General features: G+C 59.1%; 18 protein-coding genes and 1 pseudogene. 9 read left to right on the top strand and 10 right to left on the bottom strand.

The window, feature by feature from the left end:
- Positions 1–35: 35 nt before the first annotated feature.
- Entirely contained in the window at positions 36–251 is a 216-nt protein-coding gene (locus QCE79_RS04150) for a hypothetical protein (protein WP_244827461.1), read from the top strand.
- A gap of 168 nt (positions 252–419) precedes the next feature.
- Here the strand turns inward: QCE79_RS04150 and QCE79_RS04155 are convergent, their stop codons facing one another.
- The 7 genes from QCE79_RS04155 to QCE79_RS04185 all read right to left on the bottom strand — a co-directional run bounded on the left by QCE79_RS04155 (position 420) and on the right by QCE79_RS04185 (position 5,271).
- Complete coding sequence (locus QCE79_RS04155) at positions 420–872, bottom strand: PA2169 family four-helix-bundle protein (protein ID WP_250463990.1); 453 nt, start codon at positions 870–872, stop codon at positions 420–422.
- Between the two features lie 114 nt (positions 873–986).
- Positions 987–1,556, bottom strand: coding sequence for a hypothetical protein (locus tag QCE79_RS04160; protein WP_244827463.1), 570 nt, complete (start codon positions 1,554–1,556; stop codon positions 987–989).
- 83 nt (positions 1,557–1,639) lie between these two features.
- Positions 1,640–1,927, bottom strand: coding sequence for a DUF1488 domain-containing protein (locus QCE79_RS04165; RefSeq protein ID WP_244827994.1), 288 nt, complete (start codon positions 1,925–1,927; stop codon positions 1,640–1,642).
- Positions 1,928–2,040: 113 nt separating this feature from the next.
- A complete protein-coding gene (locus QCE79_RS04170; RefSeq protein ID WP_250525580.1) occupies positions 2,041–2,574 on the bottom strand; it encodes a DUF4142 domain-containing protein in 534 nt (177 codons plus the stop codon).
- Between the two features lie 62 nt (positions 2,575–2,636).
- Positions 2,637–3,188 carry a type 1 glutamine amidotransferase domain-containing protein gene (locus QCE79_RS04175; protein WP_250463994.1) on the bottom strand — a complete coding sequence of 184 codons (552 nt, stop codon included), beginning with the start codon at positions 3,186–3,188 and terminating at the stop codon, positions 2,637–2,639.
- A 136-nt stretch (positions 3,189–3,324) separates the two neighbouring features.
- On the bottom strand, positions 3,325–4,692 hold the full coding sequence (locus tag QCE79_RS04180; protein WP_250463996.1) for an MFS transporter: 1,368 nt from the start codon (positions 4,690–4,692) through the stop codon (positions 3,325–3,327).
- 75 nt (positions 4,693–4,767) lie between these two features.
- Positions 4,768–5,271, bottom strand: coding sequence for a YbhB/YbcL family Raf kinase inhibitor-like protein (locus QCE79_RS04185; protein ID WP_250463998.1), 504 nt, complete (start codon positions 5,269–5,271; stop codon positions 4,768–4,770).
- Positions 5,272–5,587: 316 nt separating this feature from the next.
- Between QCE79_RS04185 and QCE79_RS04190 the strand changes: the two genes are divergently transcribed.
- Positions 5,588–7,069: a sensor domain-containing diguanylate cyclase gene (locus QCE79_RS04190; protein WP_309842069.1), complete on the top strand. Its 1,482-nt coding sequence runs from the start codon at positions 5,588–5,590 to the stop codon at positions 7,067–7,069.
- A gap of 18 nt (positions 7,070–7,087) precedes the next feature.
- On the opposite strand, the gene QCE79_RS04195 is transcribed toward QCE79_RS04190, so the two are convergent.
- Positions 7,088–7,483, bottom strand: coding sequence for a hypothetical protein (locus QCE79_RS04195; RefSeq protein WP_244827469.1), 396 nt, complete (start codon positions 7,481–7,483; stop codon positions 7,088–7,090).
- Between the two features lie 156 nt (positions 7,484–7,639).
- On the opposite strand from QCE79_RS04195, the gene QCE79_RS04200 reads away from it, so the two are divergent.
- Entirely contained in the window at positions 7,640–8,317 is a 678-nt protein-coding gene (locus QCE79_RS04200) for a TetR family transcriptional regulator (protein WP_244827470.1), read from the top strand.
- Between the two features lie 75 nt (positions 8,318–8,392).
- Here QCE79_RS04200 and QCE79_RS04205 read toward each other — a convergent pair whose 3' ends face one another.
- On the bottom strand, positions 8,393–9,259 hold the full coding sequence (locus QCE79_RS04205) for a shikimate dehydrogenase (protein WP_309842074.1): 867 nt from the start codon (positions 9,257–9,259) through the stop codon (positions 8,393–8,395).
- Between the two features lie 239 nt (positions 9,260–9,498).
- On the opposite strand from QCE79_RS04205, the gene QCE79_RS04210 reads away from it, so the two are divergent.
- Together QCE79_RS04210 and QCE79_RS04215 are read left to right on the top strand one after the other, a co-directional pair.
- Complete coding sequence (locus QCE79_RS04210) at positions 9,499–11,403, top strand: TIM barrel protein (protein ID WP_309845172.1); 1,905 nt, start codon at positions 9,499–9,501, stop codon at positions 11,401–11,403.
- A gap of 66 nt (positions 11,404–11,469) precedes the next feature.
- Complete coding sequence (locus QCE79_RS04215) at positions 11,470–11,640, top strand: hypothetical protein (RefSeq protein ID WP_309842076.1); 171 nt, start codon at positions 11,470–11,472, stop codon at positions 11,638–11,640.
- Here QCE79_RS04215 and QCE79_RS04220 read toward each other — a convergent pair.
- On the bottom strand, positions 11,624–11,944 hold the full coding sequence (locus tag QCE79_RS04220) for a hypothetical protein (protein ID WP_244827473.1): 321 nt from the start codon (positions 11,942–11,944) through the stop codon (positions 11,624–11,626). The genes QCE79_RS04215 and QCE79_RS04220 overlap by 17 nt on opposite strands.
- A gap of 578 nt (positions 11,945–12,522) precedes the next feature.
- On the opposite strand from QCE79_RS04220, the gene QCE79_RS04225 reads away from it, so the two are divergent.
- The 4 genes and pseudogenes from QCE79_RS04225 to QCE79_RS04240 all read left to right on the top strand — a co-directional run bounded on the left by QCE79_RS04225 (position 12,523) and on the right by QCE79_RS04240 (position 19,141).
- Entirely contained in the window at positions 12,523–13,749 is a 1,227-nt protein-coding gene (locus QCE79_RS04225; protein WP_309842080.1) for an AAA family ATPase, read from the top strand.
- On the top strand, positions 13,739–15,925 hold the full coding sequence (locus QCE79_RS04230) for a S8 family peptidase (protein WP_309842083.1): 2,187 nt from the start codon (positions 13,739–13,741) through the stop codon (positions 15,923–15,925). Before QCE79_RS04225 ends, QCE79_RS04230 begins: the two co-directional genes overlap by 11 nt.
- A gap of 280 nt (positions 15,926–16,205) precedes the next feature.
- Positions 16,206–16,698, top strand: a pseudogene (locus QCE79_RS04235) (transposase); the annotation flags it as partial.
- Positions 16,699–17,497: 799 nt separating this feature from the next.
- A complete protein-coding gene (locus QCE79_RS04240) occupies positions 17,498–19,141 on the top strand; it encodes an NTPase KAP (protein WP_309842087.1) in 1,644 nt (547 codons plus the stop codon).
- Positions 19,142–19,537: the final 396 nt, after the last annotated feature.

Consider the following 19,537-nt stretch of genomic DNA (forward strand, 5'->3'; position numbering starts at 1 on the left):
CGATGCATCCAAGGGCCACGGCAAATGGAGCTCTTATGAAGACGAAAAAGATGGCCTTGATTGGCGCGCTGGCACTCGCATTCTCGACGACGGCATTCGCGCAAGCGGCTTCCGACGCCGCTGCCGCTCCGGCGAAGAAGCAGAAAGGCACGTATCTGCATCAGCAAGACAAGGCGCACAAGCTGAAGGGCGCATCGGCGGCCGCTGCGGCTTCCGCGCTCGGGACGAACGACAAGGGTCAGCCGCAGTAAGCCTTCGTCGTTGCCTGCTGCTTAACTGAAACGGCCGCGCAAGCGGCCGTTTCTCTTTGATCTTTCGCTTCCACACGCGCGCGCCGCAATAAAAAATCGCCGCGCACTTGGCGCGGCGACTGTCGCATCACGAGCCGCCAACCTCGCGGCTTCGACGCTAAAACCGAATCAGGACTTCGCTGCGGCGTACTGATCGCGCAGATCGCGGATACGGTCGTGGTTCTCGAGCACGCCCTGATACTGGCGTTCGACCACGGCACGCACATCGGCGGGCAAATCCTTGTCGAGTGCTTCGCGATAGTTCTTCTTGGCGGAATCTTCACCGCGCTCGCATTCGGCGAGAATCGCGTGATCGCCGTGACCGGTGACGGCCGATTTGACATCGACCCAGCCGCGATGCAGCGCGCCTGCAACCGAGCCGCCCGTTTCCGGCGTGCCGCCCAGACGCTGAACGATTTCCTGCAACTCGCGTGCGCCGGTCGTGCAGGCTTGCGCGCGGTCCTGGAATAGCAGCTTGAGGCTTGCGTCACGCGTCTCTTCGGCGGCCTTGAGGAAACCCTTTTCGCCGTCCTTCGACGTTTCGATGAGATCGTTGAGTACCGATACGACATTCGTGCTCATATGACACCTCCTATTAGTTTGGATCTTGCCATCGTGCGACGTGCGGCACGTTGGCTCTGGTACGAGTAGACGCACGCGGCGTGCCCGGCAGACCGCTTTCCGCGGTCATTCGCTTCAGGCACGATGTTCCGCAAACTTTTCCACCGGCTTCGGCGGCTTGGACGGATCGAAGTCGCTCCACTTGCCTTGCTGCCAGCGGCCCGACGCGCGTTCGACATCGACGCCGCCTGCATCGCGCAAGATGGTGGCGGCATCGTTCGAATTCTCCGGCGACACATGCACCGCGACCAGCACGCCCGCATGACGCGGCGCCGCTTCGGTGTGAGCCGATTCCTTGGTCTTGGTATGCGACATCGCGCCCGCTAGCGAGCCAACGTAAGCGCCGACACCCGCTGCAATGGCCGAGACGATCAGCGGCGCCTTGAAGATGGCGAAGAGCGCCGCGCCGACGATAGCGCCCACGACCGCACCGATGGTCACGCCCTTACCCGCGCCCTTGGGCGAGGAGCGCGCGCCGACGTCGGTGCCGACATCGCCACCCAGCGGATGCCGCGCGTGTTGACCGCCCGGATTCACGAAGAACAGGGTGACATCTTCTTCGATGAAGCCGCGTTCGAAGAGGCGCTGCGCCGCCGCTTCGGCTGCGGGAAAAGTCTGGAAGCGACCCGCGATGATCAGGGACATATTCCCTCCTTCTTTTCAGTGTTGCGTGGTTCGGCCCGGGCGCGTGCGCTCGCGGGACAAAGGATTAACGATGTAAGTCCTGCTCAATCCGGTTCGAGTCCCGCGACGCGGAACAAGCCGCTACGCAGCACGACGGGCACGCCGCCGTTGTCATCGAGCACTTCGGCGCATACCGCGCGAATGCGCGCCTCGCCGCGCTCGAATGCGGGAAGCAGATCGTCCTCGCGCGCGGATGGAGCGCCGAAATGATCTTCTAGCGCTTCGGCGCTGATAGAGCACACGACGGGTTCGGAGTCGACGAGCGCGGTGAAGTGGAGGGCGAGGTCGTCGCCATCGAACACGGGTTTTTCGTCTGCAAAGGTGATATGCATGGTCGAATCCTCATAGGCCGGACGATGTCTTGCATGCGCGTCCGCTACGGCGCGGGTCAGCCGTGCTGCAGGGCTGTCGGATACATCGATGACTTCCATGAATTGAAAGACGCTCATGACGCCGCCTTTGCCTTCGCCAGTTGTTGCGCCATGGCGTAGTGATGGCCGATAACGGGCAACGCCTTCGCCGCGACTGCCTTCAACGCGGCGTCATTGCCTTGCTCGCTTTCTTGCTTGAACAACTCCATGGCCTTGCGATGCCCATCGACGGCTACCTTTTGGATATAGGCATCGTCGAATGCATCGCCCTGAAGATTTTGCAGGCTGCCGATCACCGACGAATCCGCGCTCGGTGGCTCGCTCATGCCGTGGCGTTTTGCGATTCCATCCAGGCTGTGCGCGAGCTTCGTATGATCCGCGATCATTCGCTGTGCAAAGTCCTTTACCTGCTTGCCGCTTGCATGCGTGAGCGCGAGCTTGCTGGCTGCGATTTCGGTCGCGCCCGCGGTGCCGGCGTCTTGCACGAACTGCTGGTCGACGCTCGACAGCTTGGCGCTTGCGGCGTCACCGGTCTGCGCGTGAGCAGCGCAGGCAACGGCCAGCGTTATCGCACTTGCACAGCCTGCGAACAACGATCGCGGCATCATCGGCTCGACTCCGTTTTGGTCGTTGATTCTTGTTGAATACGGTGGCCCCGTCGCTTCTTGTTTCAGGCGGCGCGCGTCTTGCCGAGCGCGTCGATCAGTGCCTTGTTGAAAGCGGGAATGTCGTCGGGCTTGCGGCTCGTGATGAGATTGCCGTCGATCTGCACTTCCTGATCGACCCAAGTGCCGCCCGCGTTGCGAATGTCGTCCTGCAAGCTCGGCCAGCTCGTCATCGTGCGGCCTGCAATGATGCCCGCCGAGATCGGCAGCCAGCCGCCATGACAGATCACGGCGATGGGCTTCTTCGCCTGATCCGCTTCCTTCACGAAGCTTTGCGCCTTGGCGTCCAGGCGGATGGCGTCGCCGTTGACCACGCCGCCCGGCAGCACGACGGCGTCGTAATCGGATGCGTTGGCGGCGTCGAAGGTTTGGTCCACATCGACCTTGTCACCTTTGTCGACGTGCTTGAAGCCCTGGATCTGTCCGGGCTTTTGAGAAATGACATCGACCTGCGCGCCAGCTTCCTTGAGCGCGCGCTGCGGCTCGATTAGTTCGGCTTGCTCGAAGCCGTCCAATGCAAGAATCGCGACCCTGTAACCGTCAAGGGAAATTGCCATTGCTTCACTCCTTCATTGCTCGAATATTGATGCACCGCAAGAGGCGGATACCTGATTCGAAAAGGAGCAAGGGGTGTGCCCAAGTGGGGGCTGGGGCGCGTCGGTGATCGGCCAAACCATGGCTAAAGCCGAACCATCAAACGGTCTCGACGCTACGCTTCCCCGTCAGCCGCAAAAGACTAACCAAAGCCGCGGTCGCCGCGAAACCAGCGCCTACGCCAAGCGCGATCAGCGGCCCGTGCTGCGGTTCGACGCCAAAGATCAACGCGACGATAGCCGCGCCGAGTGTCTGCCCCGTTAGCCGCGCCGTGCCGAGCATGCCGCTCGCGCCGCCGCTGCGATGCCGTGGCGCGGAAGAAATGATTTGTCGGTTGTTCGGAGACTGGAACAGCCCGAAGCCAAGCCCACAGACCGCCATGCGCCAGCCGATATCGAACGCATCCGGATGCGGGCCTGTCGTGGCGAGCAGCGCAAGACCCACGGTCAGAACCGCCAGCCCGATGCCGCCCAGTAGACCAGCGGGATAACGATCCGCGAGCACGCCCGCGAGCGGCGCGACGAACACGATCACGAGCGGCCACGGCGTCATCAGGAAGCCAGTTTCGACCTGACTCATGCCGAAGCCGTTCTGCAGCAGAAAAGGCAGCGACACGAACGCCAGCATCTGCGCGCAGAACGAGCACACCGACGCGCCAATCGATAGCGCGAACACCGGAATGCGCAACAGATCGACGGGCAAAAGCGGCGCGCTTTGACGCAATTGCCGGCGCACGAAAAAGTAGCCGATGACCGCCGTCACGATGAACTCGCCGATCACATACGGCCGATGCTCGCCGTGCCCGAGCCCGTCGACCGCGACGATGGCCAGCCCGAAGAAAAGCGCGTTCATCAGCGCGCTGATGTAGTCGTAAGGCCGGCGATGCCCGTCCATGCGCGGCAGCGCCTTCGTGCCGATGGCAAGCGCTACGAGTCCTATCGGCACGTTGATGGCAAAGAGCCACGGCCAGGTGGCGACCGAGAGCACGCCCGAGGCGACCGTCGGACCGATCACCGATGAAATCGCCACCACGGTTGCATTGATGCTGATGCCGCGCCCCAGATGCTTTTGCGGATAGATCATGCGCACGATCGCGGTGTTCACGCTCATGATTCCCGCCGCGCCGAATCCCTGCACGATTCGCGCTAGCGTCAGCGTGAGCAGCGAACCGGACATCGCGCAGGCCAGTGACGAGACGGTGAAGACCGCGAGGCCGGCCATATATACGCGACGGTAGCCGATACGGTCGCCGAGCGAAGCCAGCGGCAAAAGCGAGATGGTGATGGTGAGCTGATATGCGTTGACGATCCAGATGGAATCCGCGGGCGAGGCCAGCAGATTGCGCGCGATGGTCGGCAACGCGACGTTGGCGATGGCGCCGTCGAGTACCGCGAGCGTAATGCCGAGCGCGACCACCGCGATGGCCCAATAACGCTGCGGCAGGGGAAGACCTTGTTCGGAATCCATCGGTAGGCGAGAGGTAGGAGCGGCGCGTTCAACGGCCGGACGATGCGCGCATCGTCCGGAGAAGAAGCGTGGTGCTTATTTCAGCTGATAGAGACCGGTGTACGTCGCCGAGTCGATCTCGTTGAGATGAGTCATGAAGCGCGCAACGGCATTGGTCGCGTTGGCGTCGAGCGGCAGTTGATCCGCCTTCAGCGCGTGAATACGGAAGATGTAGCGATGCGGCTTGTCGCCACGCGGCGGCGCGGCGCCACCGAAGCCAACCGTGCCGTAGTCGTTGCGCATTTGCAGCGCGCCCGCCGGCAAGAGGCTGCCATCCGCCTTGCCCGCGTTGCGCGGCAGCGAGCGGACATCGGCGGGAATGTTGACCACGACCCAGTGCCAGAAGCCGCTGCCGGTGGGCGCGTCGGGATCGTAGACGGTAAGCGCGAGGCTTCGCGTGTCGGCCGGCGGGTCTTCCCATTGCAGCGCCGGGGAAAGGTTGTCGCCCGAGACGCCGAAAGCCTGCTGATCGAACTCGTGCTCGCGCGTCAAGTAACCGTTGGCGGGAAATTCGTCGGACCAGATGCGGAAATCAGCCATGAGAGTCATGCCTCCTTGTCGCGTGTTGGGAGTTGGCGGACTGAAAGGGTCCGCGGACGTGTGTCGATGCACGCTTGAATACGGCAGCACGCAACCGATTGCAGCAAGCATGCCTACGACGGGAGTTGAACTTGCGGCGCGTTATTCGATCGAGTGTAGCATCCGCCCCTCAATTGAGTCGGGCGTCGCTCCCGATTCGGGAAAATCGCCCGGAATCTGCTCGCTTTTCAGCGGATGGGACGTAAAAGCGGCGCGCTACAATATTGAGACAAATCGTGCGATGAATAGCGCTCCGACGCGAGCCGAAGGGATTTTTATGCCAAACGATCCGCGCCCAATCACTGGACAGTTCACACCCGCGAGCGTGCCGGAAGACGATGCCGACATGTTCGACCTCGCTCCGGTCTCGCTCTGGCTCGAAGACTTCAGCGCCGTGCGCGAGCAGTTCGAGCGCTGGCGCGCCGCGGGCGTCACCGACTTGCGCGCGTTCCTCGAAGAAGACCCGGCGCGCATCGTCGAATGCTCTTCTCGCATTCGGGTGGTGAAGGTGAATCGGCGCACGCTCGGCTTGTTCGGCGCGAAAGACCTCGATCATCTCGTGCAAAACCTCGAACGCGTGTTTCGCGACGACATGCTGACCACGCACATCGACGAACTGGAGCAACTCTGGTCCGGCGAACCGCGTTTCGTAAGCCAGACGGTCAACTACACGCTCGACGGCAAGCGTCTCGACGTGCTTCTCAAGGCCGCGATCTTGCCGGGGCACGAGAATACGTGGAGCCGTGTGCTCGTCACCATCGAGGACATCACGGAACTCGAAACCATGCGCCGCCAGACCGCGGCGAGCAGCCTTTATGCGCGCGGCCTTTTCGAGCATTCGCCGGTTTCGCTGTGGGTGGAAGACTTCAGTTCCGTGAAAGACTTGCTCGACGATGTACGCGAACGGGGTATCGTCGACTTCCGTACCTTTACGAGCGTGCATCCCGAATTCGTCGAACGATGCATGCAAGAGATTCACGTCCTAGACGTGAATCAGCACACCTCGCGCATGTTCGCCGCGCCCGACAAGGCGACCTTGCTCGCGCGTCTGCCGGAAGTGTTCCGCGACGACATGCAGCAGCACTTTCAGGAGCAGTTGATCGAGCTATGGGAGCACAAGCTCTTTCATCAGCGCGAGGTGCTGAACTATTCGCTCGATGGCAACGAGGTGCACGTGCACCTGCAATTTTCGGTGTTTCCGGGGCACGAGAAGCGCTGGGATCTCGTGCTCGTCGCGCTCACGGACATCACCGCGCGCAAGAAGGCCGAGGCGTATCTGGAGTTTCTCGGCAAGCACGACGTGCTCACCAAGCTCAAGAATCGCTCGTTCTATGCCGATGAAATCAATCGGCTGGAGCGCAAGGGCCCGTTCCCCGTGACGGCCATCGCGGTCGATGTGAATGGCCTCAAGACCGTCAACGATCAGCTCGGCCACGCGGCCGGCGACGCCTTGCTGCGCCGCGCGGGCGAAGTGCTCTCGAAGGCGGTGGAGAAGCCGTTCCAGGCGGCGCGGATAGGCGGCGACGAATTCATGGTGCTGCTGCCCGGCACGGACGAACGCGGCGGCGAGGCGCTGATGGACGGCATTCGCCAGTTGCTCGAAGTGAACAATCAGTTCTACTCGGGCATGCCTCTCAGCTTCGCGATGGGCGCCGCGACCGCGCACGAAGGCGAGCGCATCGAGCCGATGCTGCAACGCGCCGATGCCGCGATGTATGTCGAGAAGCGCCTGCACTACGCCAACGCGCAACGCAAATAGGGCGCTTCGGACGACGGCTTATTGAGCCTGTGCCGTCGCTTCATCGATACCCTTGTTCAGCGCCGGGCAGGCTTCGTCGATCTGCTTTTGGTATTGCGCCGGATTGCTCGTCTGCAGCTTGTTGATGCGATCCACCGTCGGTTGCGCCTGCGCGAGCCCGAGCTTCCACTCGGCGTCGAAGTCGGGCGCATCGGGGAAGTTCTTGCGTGCCATGTCCTTGAAACGCGCCACCTTGGCAGCGTCGATATGACACACGTCGGCTGCGCCGCGCGCGATGTTCGCGCTCGTCATCACGCCTTCGGCGGCAAGCAGTTGCGGCGTGGCGGGATGACCGGGAGGCAGTTGCGTCTGCGCCGCCGCGTGCAGGGCGCCAAGACCCAGCAAGGATGCGGCAAGTACCTGAAGGTGCTTCATTCGATTCTCGTTTGATTGATGCGGACCACGCATCGGGGACCGAAAAATTATAGGTTAAGCCTTTGAAAACAAATGCCGCGCATAGGGATGAAGCGCATAAGACGCTTGGAAACCCCATGCTAGAATCGATTTTCGATGCCGTTCTCAGACAGAAAAATGAAGAAAGGAAGCAAGGCCGCCAGTGCTGCGCCCTCGTCGTCCTCGGAAGGGCGGCGCAAGTACGATCCTGAGGAGACCAAGCGGAACATCCTTGACATCGCGACGCAGGAATTCTCGGCAATGGGTCTGACCGGCGCGCGCGTCGATGCAATCGCGGAGCGCACCAACACCACGAAGCGCATGCTGTATTACTACTTCGGCAGCAAGGACGGTCTCTATGAAGCCGTGCTGGAGCAGGTGTATGGCGACATCCGCGCGCTCGAACAAGAGCTCAGGCTGGAAGAGCTGGACCCGGAAGAGGCCATGCGCGAGTTCATCGGCTTCACGTTCGACTATCACGACAAGCATCGCGATTTCGTGCGTCTCGTGACTATCGAGAACGTGCATGGCGCGAAGTATATCGAGCAGTCGAAGACCTTCAAGGCGCGTAACTCGACCGTCATCAAGACCATCGAAGACCTGATTGCGCGCGGTGTCGCGGCGGGGCGTTTTCGCGAGGACATCGACCCGATCGATCTACATCTGATGATCAGTTCGTTCTGTTTTCATCGCGTGGCGAATCGGCATACGTGGGGCGCGGCGTTCGGGCGCGATCCATCCGGGCCGCGTTCACGGGCGCGGCATCGCGAGATGATCATCGAAGCGGTGCTGCGCTTCGTGCGCCGCGAAGACTGAAGCCAAGACGAGCCAAGACAAAACGGCGGCACTTCTGCGAGTGCCGCCGTTTTGGTTTCGAGGGCGCCGAAGGGCTCAGCGTTCCAGCAAGGTCTGGAAATGCGCGAACATGCGCTCGGCATCCGGTTCGAGGCCGGTAAAGATGCGCAACGCATCCACGGCCTGACACACCGCCATGCCGCCGCCGCTCACCGTGCGGCAGCCGAGCGCGCGGGCTGCTTTCAGCAACTCCGTTTCGAGCGGGAAATAGACGATCTCCGCCACCCACAAGTCCTTGTGCAGAAACTCGGCGGGCAAGGGCAGGCCGGGCAGTTTCGCCATCCCGGTGGGCGTCGCATGAATCAGGCCGTTCGCCTTCTGCAATACGTCGCGTAGATCGCCGCCGCTCTTGACTTCGCGATCGGGAAAACGCGCGGCGAGTTCGCTTGCGAGCGCGGCCGCGCGAGTGTCGTCCGAATCGAATAGCGTGAGCGATCGCGCACCCATGGTCAGCGCGGCATGGGCCACCGCCGCGCCCGCGCCGCCCGCGCCGAGTTGCACCACGCGATCCATCGGCACACCCGGCAAACCGCGTTCAAACGCCCGCGCGAAACCCGACCAGTCGGTGTTGTAGCCGATCCGCTTGCCATCCCTGAAGACAACCGTATTGACCGCGCCGAGCGCGCGGGCGTCGGGGTCGAGGTCGTCGAGCAAGGGGATCACGCTCTGCTTGCACGGATACGTGATATTGAGCCCGTCGAAGCCCATGCGTTCGGCGGCATCGAGCAGATCGGGCAGCGCGGACGGTTCGAGCGCGAGCGCCTGCAAGTCGATCCGTCGATACACATAGTTGAGCCCGAGCTTGCCGCCTTCTTCCTCGTGCATCGCGGGCGTGAGCGAGCCGCCAATACCCGAGCCGATCAGCCCGACGAGATAGGAGCGGGGAGACGCTTTGCTGGTCATGCGCAATACTCCAGTGCAAATAATGTAAGCGCAGTGTGACGGGCGCTCGGTGCCGTGTCCTTCGGTGTTTTCACGTATTTGTACGGTCTAGTTAGTTTGTTATGCTGGCGCACAATGACGTGGATTGCGTGCGCACCGCTCCGTTTCCCGCAAGCGCCGCGAACGTCCTACACTGACGGGACTGCACCGATCCACCCGCATCATCTGAATGCAACGAGGAGGCAGCGATGCTGCGTTCAATCCGGACATCCATTGCGACGGTATCCATCAGCGGCACCTTGCCCGAGAAGCTGAAGGCAATCCGCGCGGCAGGGTTCGATGGCGTCGAGATTTTCGAGAACGATCTGCTGTACTTCGACGGCACGCCCGCCGACGTGCGCCGCATGTGCGCGGATCTTGGCCTCGCCATCTATCTGTTCCAGCCGTTTCGCGACTTCGAGGGCGTGAGCGCCGAGCGTCTCGCGAAGAACGCCGAGCGCGCGAAGCGCAAGTTCGAGCTGATGCACGAGCTCGGCGCGGATCGCATGCTGGCGTGCAGCAATGTGTCGCCGGACACCATCGGCGACGACGCGTTGATCGTCGATCAACTCGGCAAGCTCGCGCGCCTCGCGGAAGAAGCGGGCGTGATCGTCGGTTACGAAGCGCTTGCGTGGGGGCGTCACGTCAACTCGTACAAGCACGCGTGGAAACTCGTCGATGCCGTGAATCACGCAAGTCTCGGTATCGTGCTCGACAGCTTCCATACGCTTTCCATCCGCGATTCGGTGGAGGAGATCGCGCGGATTCCGGGCGACCGCATCACCTTCGTGCAAATCGCCGATGCGCCCGTGCTCGCCATGGACGTGCTCGAATGGAGCCGTCACTATCGCTGCTTTCCGGGGCAAGGCGCGTTCGATGTCGCGGGCTTCACGGCGCGCGTGTTCGAAGCGGGTTATACCGGCCCGCTCTCGCTCGAAATTTTCAACGATGGTTTTCGCGCCGCGCCCACGGCCATCACCGCCGCGGACGGGCATCGCTCGCTGCGCTTTCTGGAAGAGCAGACGCGCGCATTGATGGGCGACCAGGCGCCAGCCGAACTCTTCGATCCGCCCGCGCCGCCCGCGCATATCGGCTTCCAGTTCCTCGAATTCGCCGTCGATGCCGCCACGCGCGAACATGTCGCCGGCTGGCTCGGCAGGTTGGGCTTTCGGCTGGCGGGCAAGCATCGCTCGAAGGATGTCTCGCTGTACCGGCATGGCGCGGGGTCGATCGTGCTCAACGCGGAAGCCGATTCCTTCGCGAGCGCGTTCTTCGAGCAGCACGGCTTGTCGCTGTGCGCGTCCGCATTTCATGTCGATGACGCGAAGCTCGCGTTCGAACGCGCGGCCGCTTATGGGTCGAAGCCGTTTTCGGGGCAGGTCGGACCGAACGAGCGCGTGGTGCCGGGCGTGCAGTCGCCTGACGGCAGCCTCGATTATTTCGTCGATGAAGAACCGGGCGGTCCCACGCTGTGGGAATCCGATTTCATTTTGACGGACATCGACGGGCCTTACGAAGTGGGTCCGCTCGAACGTATCGACCACGTGTGTCTGTCGCTGCCCGCCGACGCGCTCGACACCTGGGTGCTGTTTTTCCGCAGCGCGTTCGGCTTCGAGGTCGAAGCGAGCGTGACCGTGCCGGACCCGTACGGTCTCGTGCGCAGTCGTGCGGTACGCAGCCGCGACGGGTCGGTGCGCATTGCGCTGAATGCGTCGATGGACCGGCATACGGCGGTGGTGGAGTCGCTGACGACTTATCGCGGTTCGGGTTTGAATCACGTGGCGTTCAGCACGTCCGATATCTTCGATGCCATTCCTCGACTCGAAGCCGATGGCGTCAAATTCCTGCGCATTCCGCGCAACTACTACGACGATCTGGTTGCGCGCTACGGCCTGGCCGACGAACTGATCGACGCCATGCACGAACACAACATTCTTTACGATCGCGACGAGCGTGGCGGCGAGTTTTTTCATGCGTACACCGAGCAGCTCGATCAGCGCTTCTTCCTGGAAGTGATCGAACGGCGCGGCGGTTACGATGGTTACGGCGCGGCGAATGCGGCCGTGCGGCTCGCGGCGCATGCGCAACAGCAGCGGGCGCGGCAGGGGGCTTCGGCGGGCGGATGATTGGCTGGCCGCGCGTGACTGCGCGTCCTATCATGAAGACATGGCGGCAATTCAAAGGAGGGCGCCATGTTCGACTTACCGATGTTTCTAGTGGGCCTCGCGGCGCTTGCCGCCATTAGCATCGTCTTGCTGGCCGACGATTGGCGCGATGCGCGGCGCGAGCGCATGGCGCGACGTGAGCTCGAACAAGCGGCGCATCATCCGCTGCGGGACTGGTGGCTCAGGCATCGGCACTGAGCGGCGCGCCGGGTTCGATATCGGCAGCATCGGCCAGGCGCTTGGCTTCGCGTGCCTCCGCGGCGGCTTCGAACCGGTCGACATACAAATACAACCGATGCACCGTCTGCAACTGCGTGTGAGACAGATGCGCCTGCCGCGTGATGGCCGCGAGACGCTCGCGCCAATACGATGGTGGCAGCGCGTACCCGCCCGCGTCGCGCGACAATGACTGCCGCAACACCCGCTCGAGATGAGTCAGGTCCTGGTCTGCCAGCAATGCCGAGAACGCGCCTTGTGGCTTGGTATCGGGGATAGGGTCCATTATTGCGATGGCGGCCGTTTCTAATCCAACTTGATAGGGATAAACCCTGAACGTACGCCGTTGGCGTCAGCGTGATGAATTTTCCGCGCGACGTCCCGATTAGCGCGAGTGGCGTTTGCTATACTCTGCGCTCGCTTGGCCGTCTCGCAACGGCGAGCCGTGCGCCTCGATGCTGGCGCGCTCCCCGTAGTTCACGGGGTGGAATGATGGGCACAACGCTTATTAGCCAAGCTCCGAACGAATTGCTGTAGCAAACACGTAGCAGAGCTTTTTCGAATGCTGCCTGCATGCGGTTCCGTGCTTACCACTCTATCCGCTGCGTTCAATACCCTTCGCTGTACCTCAAGACCGACCGGTCGCACTATTGCCCTCCGCAACACCTCAACATGGTTTGGCCTCTTCGCGTGTGGGCGATTTGTGTCAAAGCGCGATCGCGACCTGCCTTTTGAGGCACGCCACATGCCAGTTCGGAGCGTTGCATCACAAACCACAAAAGGGCTAGAAGTGGTGCGTCTTTCGCGATAAAATCAATGCAAATTGCACCATATCCATTAAATGATTGTTTTATAAGGAAAATAATGGATCAAGATATTGCCGATATCGTTGTGTCTTTGGCGCAGCAGGGCGTGCGAGGCGATAGTCGTGCTTTTCAGTTGCGGTTGAGGCGAGCGGTCAGTCGATTTCGCGAGACTGAGCCTGAGCTTGCAAGGCGATTGATCAGTGTTCTTTCGGAAAGTGCAGCGCCGACACGTGAGACGTATGTCTTCGGGGGCGACGAAGTCCGGCGCGCACCTGATGCGCACAACGTTTCCGCGCGGCCGACGATCGCCGATGAAGCGCTTGACGTGCGAGCACGGGACGAAAACACTGCTTCGGACAACGAAAGGTTCGCCCACGTGCCAGTTGATAGCGACAGTCGGCAGACGTTAGTTTCCGTGACTCACCCCGTGCTCGCTGAAGTTTCTCGACCAGTTTGGACCGACAGTGTTCAAGTTGCTCTTCGGCAGCTTCTCCACGAGTGGGAGCTTGCTGGCGAGTTGAGGGCACATGGCTTGAGCCCAAGTAGATCTTTGCTCATGGCGGGGCCACCCGGCGTTGGGAAAACAATGACGGCTCAATGGATCGCTGCGAAACTTGTGCTGCCTCTGGTTACGCTTGATCTGTCGACTGTTATGAGTAGTTTCCTCGGGAAAACCGGGAGCAACGTAAGGGCCGTGATTGATTTTGCGAGACGATTTCCTTGTGTGTTGCTGCTCGACGAGTTTGACTCAATTGCAAAACGACGTGACGATGAAACCGATGTTGGAGAGCTGAAGCGACTTGTGACGGTTCTTCTTCAGTCGGTCGACGCATGGCCCGACACATCTTTGTTAATTGCAGCAACAAACCACGAAGAGTTGCTGGATCCAGCTGTCTGGCGGCGCTTTGATCTGGTTTTGCGCTTCGAACTACCGGATCAACGGTCGATTGAGGGATTTCTCATCTCGTTTGGAATCGACGCTACGTTTGCCAAGTCCGCGGCTTTAGTTCTGCACGGGCAGACCTACGCTCGAATCGAAAAGATCGTTAACGTTTCAAGAAAGACAGCTGTATTGGATCACCGGTTACTGGAGGAATGTTTATGCGATTCGATCGTGACGCATATGAAAGATTCTATCGGGCATACCAACGCAGAGACTCTTGAGCTAATCTCACTACGGCTAAAAGGCATGTCACAGCGAGCTATCGCCACACGGCTCAATATGGCACATACAACGGTTGGAAGACACTTAAGATCGATATTTGGGGAAACGAATGGCCAATAAGAATCTGCTAATCGGCTACGGGGAGACTTTGATTGAGTCCGTCAAATTGACGCGCGGCGGCGGTGAGAAGCGCTATCCGTACGATTTTGATGAGGCACGCGGACGGATTGCGCGACAGATAAGGTCGGTCGTGAAAGCGGTGGAGAAAATACCTACGGGTGCTAAGCCGAAAGGCGAGGCAGTAGTGGAAATGACTTTGCACCCTGCGTTCTTGGCGAAAAGCTACTTTCCACAGCAGTTGCTCAATGAGTTCGGTCTGCGTCATGTCGGCAGCAAGGGTCGATTTGTCCATCCTGAAGTTTCGTTGAGAAAGCAGGCGCCCCCCGAGGGAGAGGCTGCACCAGTTTTATTTGTGGCAGGCTCCGTCGAAAACTTCGCGGCGATGGAGACAGGTCTCAAATCAAAATCGCTGCCCGCAGTTTTTCAGAATGACTTTCGAAAGATCGAAACTTTAGACGTCTACAGCGCGCAGAGGAAGATCAAATGGATTGGCGAAGGTGCGTCTTTAGCTAGTCTAGAGGTCGTACTGCATGCCAGTCATCATCAAAGTTACATCCACGACGCTTTTGTACAATGGGCTGAGGAGTTTGGAGGAGAGGTCTACATTGATAAGGCCGTGTTCGTCCCCGGACTGACCTTCCTACCGATAAAAATCGGAAGGGATCAGGTCTCCGCGGTAGCGGAGTTTAGTTTCGTACGGGCGCTGCGCAGCCTCGCGCCATTGCGTGTGCATCGGCCAGTTGTCGTGAGGAATGTGAAAGGCGGCGACGCAGTGGTGTTGCCCTCGGAAGGAGCGGTGGATCCCGCACTTTCGGTCGCTGTATTCGATGGAGGGATAGGGCATGGCGACCTTTCGCGTTGGGTCGACGAGTACACATGGCCCGACACAAAAGTGACCGCGTCGAACCTGTTGTTGCACGGTAACGCCGTGACAACAACAGTTCTATTCGGTGAGGGCTCAGCAAAGACGACCTTGGAAAGGCCGTTTTCGCGGGTTCGTCATTACCGGGTGCTTGGGAAGGATAACGGCGGCGATCCCGATCTGTTCGACGTTCTCAAGAAAATCGATTGGGTGCTCATCAACGAACAACCCCAGTTCATGAATTTGAGCTTGGGGCCCTGCCTCCCCATCGAGGACGATGACGTACACGTATGGACAACGCTGCTGGATCACCGCTTATCCAACGGACGTACGTTTACGACCGTTGCGGTCGGCAACGATGGGGAGGATCCTGACCCGTCGCTTTCTCGAGTTCAGCCCCCTAGCGACATGGTCAATGCGCTCGGCGTGGGCGCAGCGGACTCCGCCGGCGACACGTGGCACCGCGCACCGTACAGTTGTATTGGTCCGGGTCGAAGTCCCGGTCTGATGAAACCCGACGGTGTCGCCTTCGGAGGATCTAAAAGCGAGGCATTTCATGCGTACTCGCCCATTCATAATGGAATGGTCGGGCTTGAAGGAACCAGCTTTTCGGCGCCGTTAGTTCTGCGTTCGGCGATCGGTGTGGCTGCATCCTTGGACGCACCCTTGTCCGCGACGGCTCTTCGTGCATTGATCGTACACAGGGCGCTTCCGCACCCTACGGCCGGTGGTCGGGAGATCGGATGGGGGCGCTTTGAGACAGATCCAGAAAAGTTGATCGTATGCAGCGACAATGAAGCTATGGTTATCTATACGGGCTCTATTAACCCTGGCCAGCCGGTTAGAGCGAAAATTCCCTTTCCCGATATTCCGCTTAACGGAAAAGTTACGGTGAAGGCTACCTTCGCATTCACCGCGCCCACCGATCCTGCGCACTCGCTGAATTACACGAAGGCGGGGCTCACCGTCATTTTTCGTCCGAACGGTGCCAAGAAGGCGACGGTGCCGTTCTTTAATCAGGACAAGTTCGACAGCGAAAGCGATCTCAGGCGTGATGCCCAAAAATGGGAGTCTTGTCTTTCGCGGTCAAGACGATTCAACCCAGGAACCCTTGACGAGCCGGTATTCGATATCGAGTATCTGACTCGCGAAGAGGGTAGGGCGGTACCGGCGAAAGAACAAACCCCGCTGCCGTATGTTCTCGTCGTAACCGTCTCTGTCGCCAATACAGCCGGTGTTTATAACAGCGTCCTGCAAAAGTATAAATCGCTTCAACCTGTGAAGATCGCGACTCAAGTTCACATCAAGACCTAAACGGATTGGTAGGCAGGCCTAATTTTTATTCGGTTTGCCCACTAATACAATTCAAGCTGAAATTCGGATCGAGCGAGTCTTGATATGCTACCGAGGTACTCGGCAACCGCTTCCTACGCGGCGAAACGTTTTTTTCCTTCGGTGAAGTTGGGGTCGGGAATGTCTCGTCGCTGACCTCGTTGCGGAAGAGGCCTTACGACATCGCGAGCAGGCCAGCTGGCTTGTAGCTGTCGATTGATGGTGGCATCTCGAATATGAAGCAAGGCGACCGCCTGTCGCAATCGTCGAATACGTACCGAAAATCATCACGTCGAGCGCGACGGCCCACGGTCGCTTTAGTCGAGACGATTTCATTTACGACCGACAGGCGAACGAATTTCGTTGTCCCGTAGGCGAGCGCCTCATCTGGAGGTTCTCGACTGTCGAGCGCGGACTAAAGCTCAGTAAATATTGGAGCTCAAACTGCCAACAGTGCGCGTTAAAGGAGAACTGCACTCCAGGGCCTCAACGCCGTGTGACACGCTGGGAGCATGAGACTGTGCTCGAAGCGATGCAGTCACGACTCGGCCATGCGCCCGAGATGATGCGAATCCGACGACAGATTGTCGAGCATCCGTTCGGCACGATAAAGGCTTGGATAGGAGCCACTCACTTCCTGACAAAGACCATCGGACACGTCAGTACCGAGATGAGCTTGCACGTGCTTGCCTACAACATGAAGCGTGATTGCGCTGCTCGGTTCAACAAGACTTATCGAGGCGATGCGGGCGTAAGCGAGACGGCGGTCTCGATGTTGCCGAAGACGCAAAAGCAGAATCAAGTTCGGCGACTTCGCAGTTTGCTCATGCACTCGGCGGAGCGCCGCGCACAAGGGTGGCTCTCTCGGAGTTTTGACACGGTCTGGGCCGTTTACGCCCGCTCACTTTAGCGAGATTGCGAGAGCTGTGGACGCATGTCGAACCGCCGCCGCGCCGAGCGAATGCTTAAGGGCTATTGACGCGGTGTCGTCGGTACCCAAGAGCGTTGTCTCGAGAAGTCCTTGACAATACGGGGAAATCGGGACGTTCCGCAGGACTGCAAATCGCGCCAGACACAGCCCGGCACTGGACGATTTGAATGCGCTGCTCATTGAGGACTTGCAAGCTGCTTCGGCAGTCGAAAGTCAATGACGGGCCAATCGATAAGCGGCGGCCCAATTCTACGAAGTGCTGCTTTACCGCCGATAGCTAACATTGCCGCGACGGAAGTGCTAACGGCGCTTGTGGGTCGGGTTGCGTCGGTCAACTCTTCAAGCTCGTAGCTCGAGAGCGGCCGGCTGAAGTGCAGCTGCTGCAAAGTGGCCGGTCGTGACGGAGTCCTGCCGGCATACTCCGGACAGACGGCTTTTTCCCGAAGCCGTCAATCAGACAGTGGAGGTACGCGGACTAAACCGCCAGTGATCGGCCGTTGGCGACCTAGCCGTAACAAGCCGGTTTGTTCCCGCTCTTTTCGCTAGAATGCTCGACAATACAGAAAGCGAGTTGAGCGCACGTTATGTCGTTACAAATGACACGAGAACAACTGAGCCGACTGTTGGCCGACAAGGACAACAAGGTCGTCGCTCTCTCCGGGAAGTGGGGTACCGGAAAAAGCTATATGTGGTCAGAGCTTAGTCTGTCGTCGAGCGATGAGAAAATAAAGAGCCCCCTATATGCGTCGTTGTTCGGTTTATCGACGATTGACCAGGTGAAGATGAAACTTGTGCAAAGCTCGATCCCGGCGGTAAAGGCGAACCCGCGGCTTTGGAAAGGCGCACAGCAAGCCGCAAAATCAGGCGTGAAAATACTAGAGGGTTTCAACAAGGGTTTCAGCGCCCTAAACGATTTCGGTCTTGTCTTGGCGCCTGCGGTACTGAGTGATAAATTCATCGTCCTTGACGACATAGAGCGAAAACACGAGAAGCTTCATATCGATGAAGTTCTTGGTTTCATCGACGAGTTTACTCAACAGCATGATTGCCGCTTCCTTCTGATTCTAAACAGCGATAGGCTCGATAAGAGAGATGTGTGGAACGCCCTTCGCGAGAAAGTTATAGATCAAGAATTGCACCTAAACACTAGTTCTGAAGAAGCGTTCGAAATCGCATCAACCCTGTCACCATCAGCTTTCTCGGATCTTATGCGGAAAAGCGTCGTTGTCTGCGGTATAGTCAACATACGCATAATCGGTAGAGTTATCAAGGTCGTCAATCGGATTCTTGCCGACCGAGAAGATCTGAGTGACGCAGTTTTAGGACGCGTCATTCCGTCTACTGTGCTGCTCGCAGCGATCCATTACAAGGGTATCGACAACGCGCCGGATTTTGATTACGTCGTCAGCTACGGAGCAGCGACCCACTGGGCAGACGGCGCGAAGGAGGGTGAGCAAACCGAGGAGGACAAACGGCGCGCCAAATGGTCGGCGCTTATGTCGGAACTCGGTATCTATGGCTGCGATGAATATGAGCTTCTCACAGTTGAATTCTTGCAGTCGGGACTTGTTGATATAACGAAGGTCTCAGATATCATCGATCGCTACGTAGCCGAAGCGGACGTCGCTCAGGCCCAGGAAGAAACCAGGAGATTTTTGGACCGATATTATTGGGAGCATACTCTTACGGAGCAGGAAATTCTGGATGAAGCAAAGCGCCTCGTAGATAAGACGCACCTGCTAGACGCGTACACGTTCACTTTATTGTATGACTGCATAGCGGAATTGTCCGGTGGTCAGCCAGTGGCCGATGCAGCTCTTGACAAGTGGCTCGACAATTTAAAAGCGAAAAACCTATCAGAGGTAAATAGTGAGAATCTGTTTCAACGCAAGCTTAACGCGCGCATAAGTCGAGCCTTTTGTGACATAAACGAGAAGGCCCAGAAGAACACTACTGTTCATGATGCATGTGTTTATATTGTAGAGCACAGTGGCTGGGGTACTCGTCAGGAACTCGCGTTGCGCGCAGCAACGATCGAAGACATGGAGCTAATCCTGCGACATAGCCCTGTACCCGAAATGCGTCGAGTGGTGATAAAGATGCTCGATTTGCATTCGCACGGCGGGTATGAGGAGCATTTTGGAAGCGCCGTGAAGAATTTCATTGCAGCTTGTAGGAACATTGCGCAAGACACACAGGCTGGACGATTGCCGGCGCTAATTAGACGTCTCTTCGCCGACTCAAAAATAAGTAATCTGCTTGAGTGAAAGAGATATCTGGTGCGTACTCCGAATCGCGAAGACGGGCTGTGTTTATGTCGTATGCAAGGGCTTGAATAGAGATGAGCAATGTGTAACGAAATGCTCGAATTTGGCAGGTTACTGCACGAGCGTTCTAGCGAAGCGCTGGACGCAAGAACTGCATTGTCGGGCGTTCCCCGTTGCAAAGCCGACATTGGGATGTCGGCGCGAACCAGCTGGCCGACGTTTGAGGCTGATTGTCTTGAGGCGGTGCCATCCCCGACTTGCTCGCCCGAGACCGGGCATTGAGCGAGGGCAATAAACGTAAGCGCCCGGCAAAGTCACGGGTGCGCTTAATCAGGAGGCGGCTGGTACCCAATTATGCGGAAGCAATTCAGTGATCTTATCGGCCCTCTGCGTCGG

It is taken from the genome of Caballeronia sp. LZ003 (assembly GCF_031451465.1).
GTDB lineage: Bacteria > Pseudomonadota > Gammaproteobacteria > Burkholderiales > Burkholderiaceae > Caballeronia.

Excerpts from the sequence above, each read along its gene's own strand:
- QCE79_RS04150 (WP_244827461.1), top strand. The coding sequence starts at position 36 with ATGAAGACGAAAAAGATGGCCTTGATTGGCGCGCTGGCACTCGCATTC.
- QCE79_RS04155 (WP_250463990.1), bottom strand. The coding sequence starts at position 872 with ATGAGCACGAATGTCGTATCGGTACTCAACGATCTCATCGAAACGTCG.
- QCE79_RS04160 (WP_244827463.1), bottom strand. The coding sequence starts at position 1,556 with ATGTCCCTGATCATCGCGGGTCGCTTCCAGACTTTTCCCGCAGCCGAA.
- QCE79_RS04165 (WP_244827994.1), bottom strand. The coding sequence starts at position 1,927 with ATGCATATCACCTTTGCAGACGAAAAACCCGTGTTCGATGGCGACGAC.
- QCE79_RS04170 (WP_250525580.1), bottom strand. The coding sequence starts at position 2,574 with ATGATGCCGCGATCGTTGTTCGCAGGCTGTGCAAGTGCGATAACGCTG.
- QCE79_RS04175 (WP_250463994.1), bottom strand. The coding sequence starts at position 3,188 with ATGGCAATTTCCCTTGACGGTTACAGGGTCGCGATTCTTGCATTGGAC.
- QCE79_RS04180 (WP_250463996.1), bottom strand. The coding sequence starts at position 4,692 with ATGGATTCCGAACAAGGTCTTCCCCTGCCGCAGCGTTATTGGGCCATC.
- QCE79_RS04185 (WP_250463998.1), bottom strand. The coding sequence starts at position 5,271 with ATGGCTGATTTCCGCATCTGGTCCGACGAATTTCCCGCCAACGGTTAC.
- QCE79_RS04190 (WP_309842069.1), top strand. The coding sequence starts at position 5,588 with ATGCCAAACGATCCGCGCCCAATCACTGGACAGTTCACACCCGCGAGC.
- QCE79_RS04195 (WP_244827469.1), bottom strand. The coding sequence starts at position 7,483 with ATGAAGCACCTTCAGGTACTTGCCGCATCCTTGCTGGGTCTTGGCGCC.
- QCE79_RS04200 (WP_244827470.1), top strand. The coding sequence starts at position 7,640 with ATGAAGAAAGGAAGCAAGGCCGCCAGTGCTGCGCCCTCGTCGTCCTCG.
- QCE79_RS04205 (WP_309842074.1), bottom strand. The coding sequence starts at position 9,259 with ATGACCAGCAAAGCGTCTCCCCGCTCCTATCTCGTCGGGCTGATCGGC.
- QCE79_RS04215 (WP_309842076.1), top strand. The coding sequence starts at position 11,470 with ATGTTCGACTTACCGATGTTTCTAGTGGGCCTCGCGGCGCTTGCCGCC.
- QCE79_RS04220 (WP_244827473.1), bottom strand. The coding sequence starts at position 11,944 with ATGGACCCTATCCCCGATACCAAGCCACAAGGCGCGTTCTCGGCATTG.
- QCE79_RS04225 (WP_309842080.1), top strand. The coding sequence starts at position 12,523 with ATGGATCAAGATATTGCCGATATCGTTGTGTCTTTGGCGCAGCAGGGC.
- QCE79_RS04230 (WP_309842083.1), top strand. The coding sequence starts at position 13,739 with ATGGCCAATAAGAATCTGCTAATCGGCTACGGGGAGACTTTGATTGAG.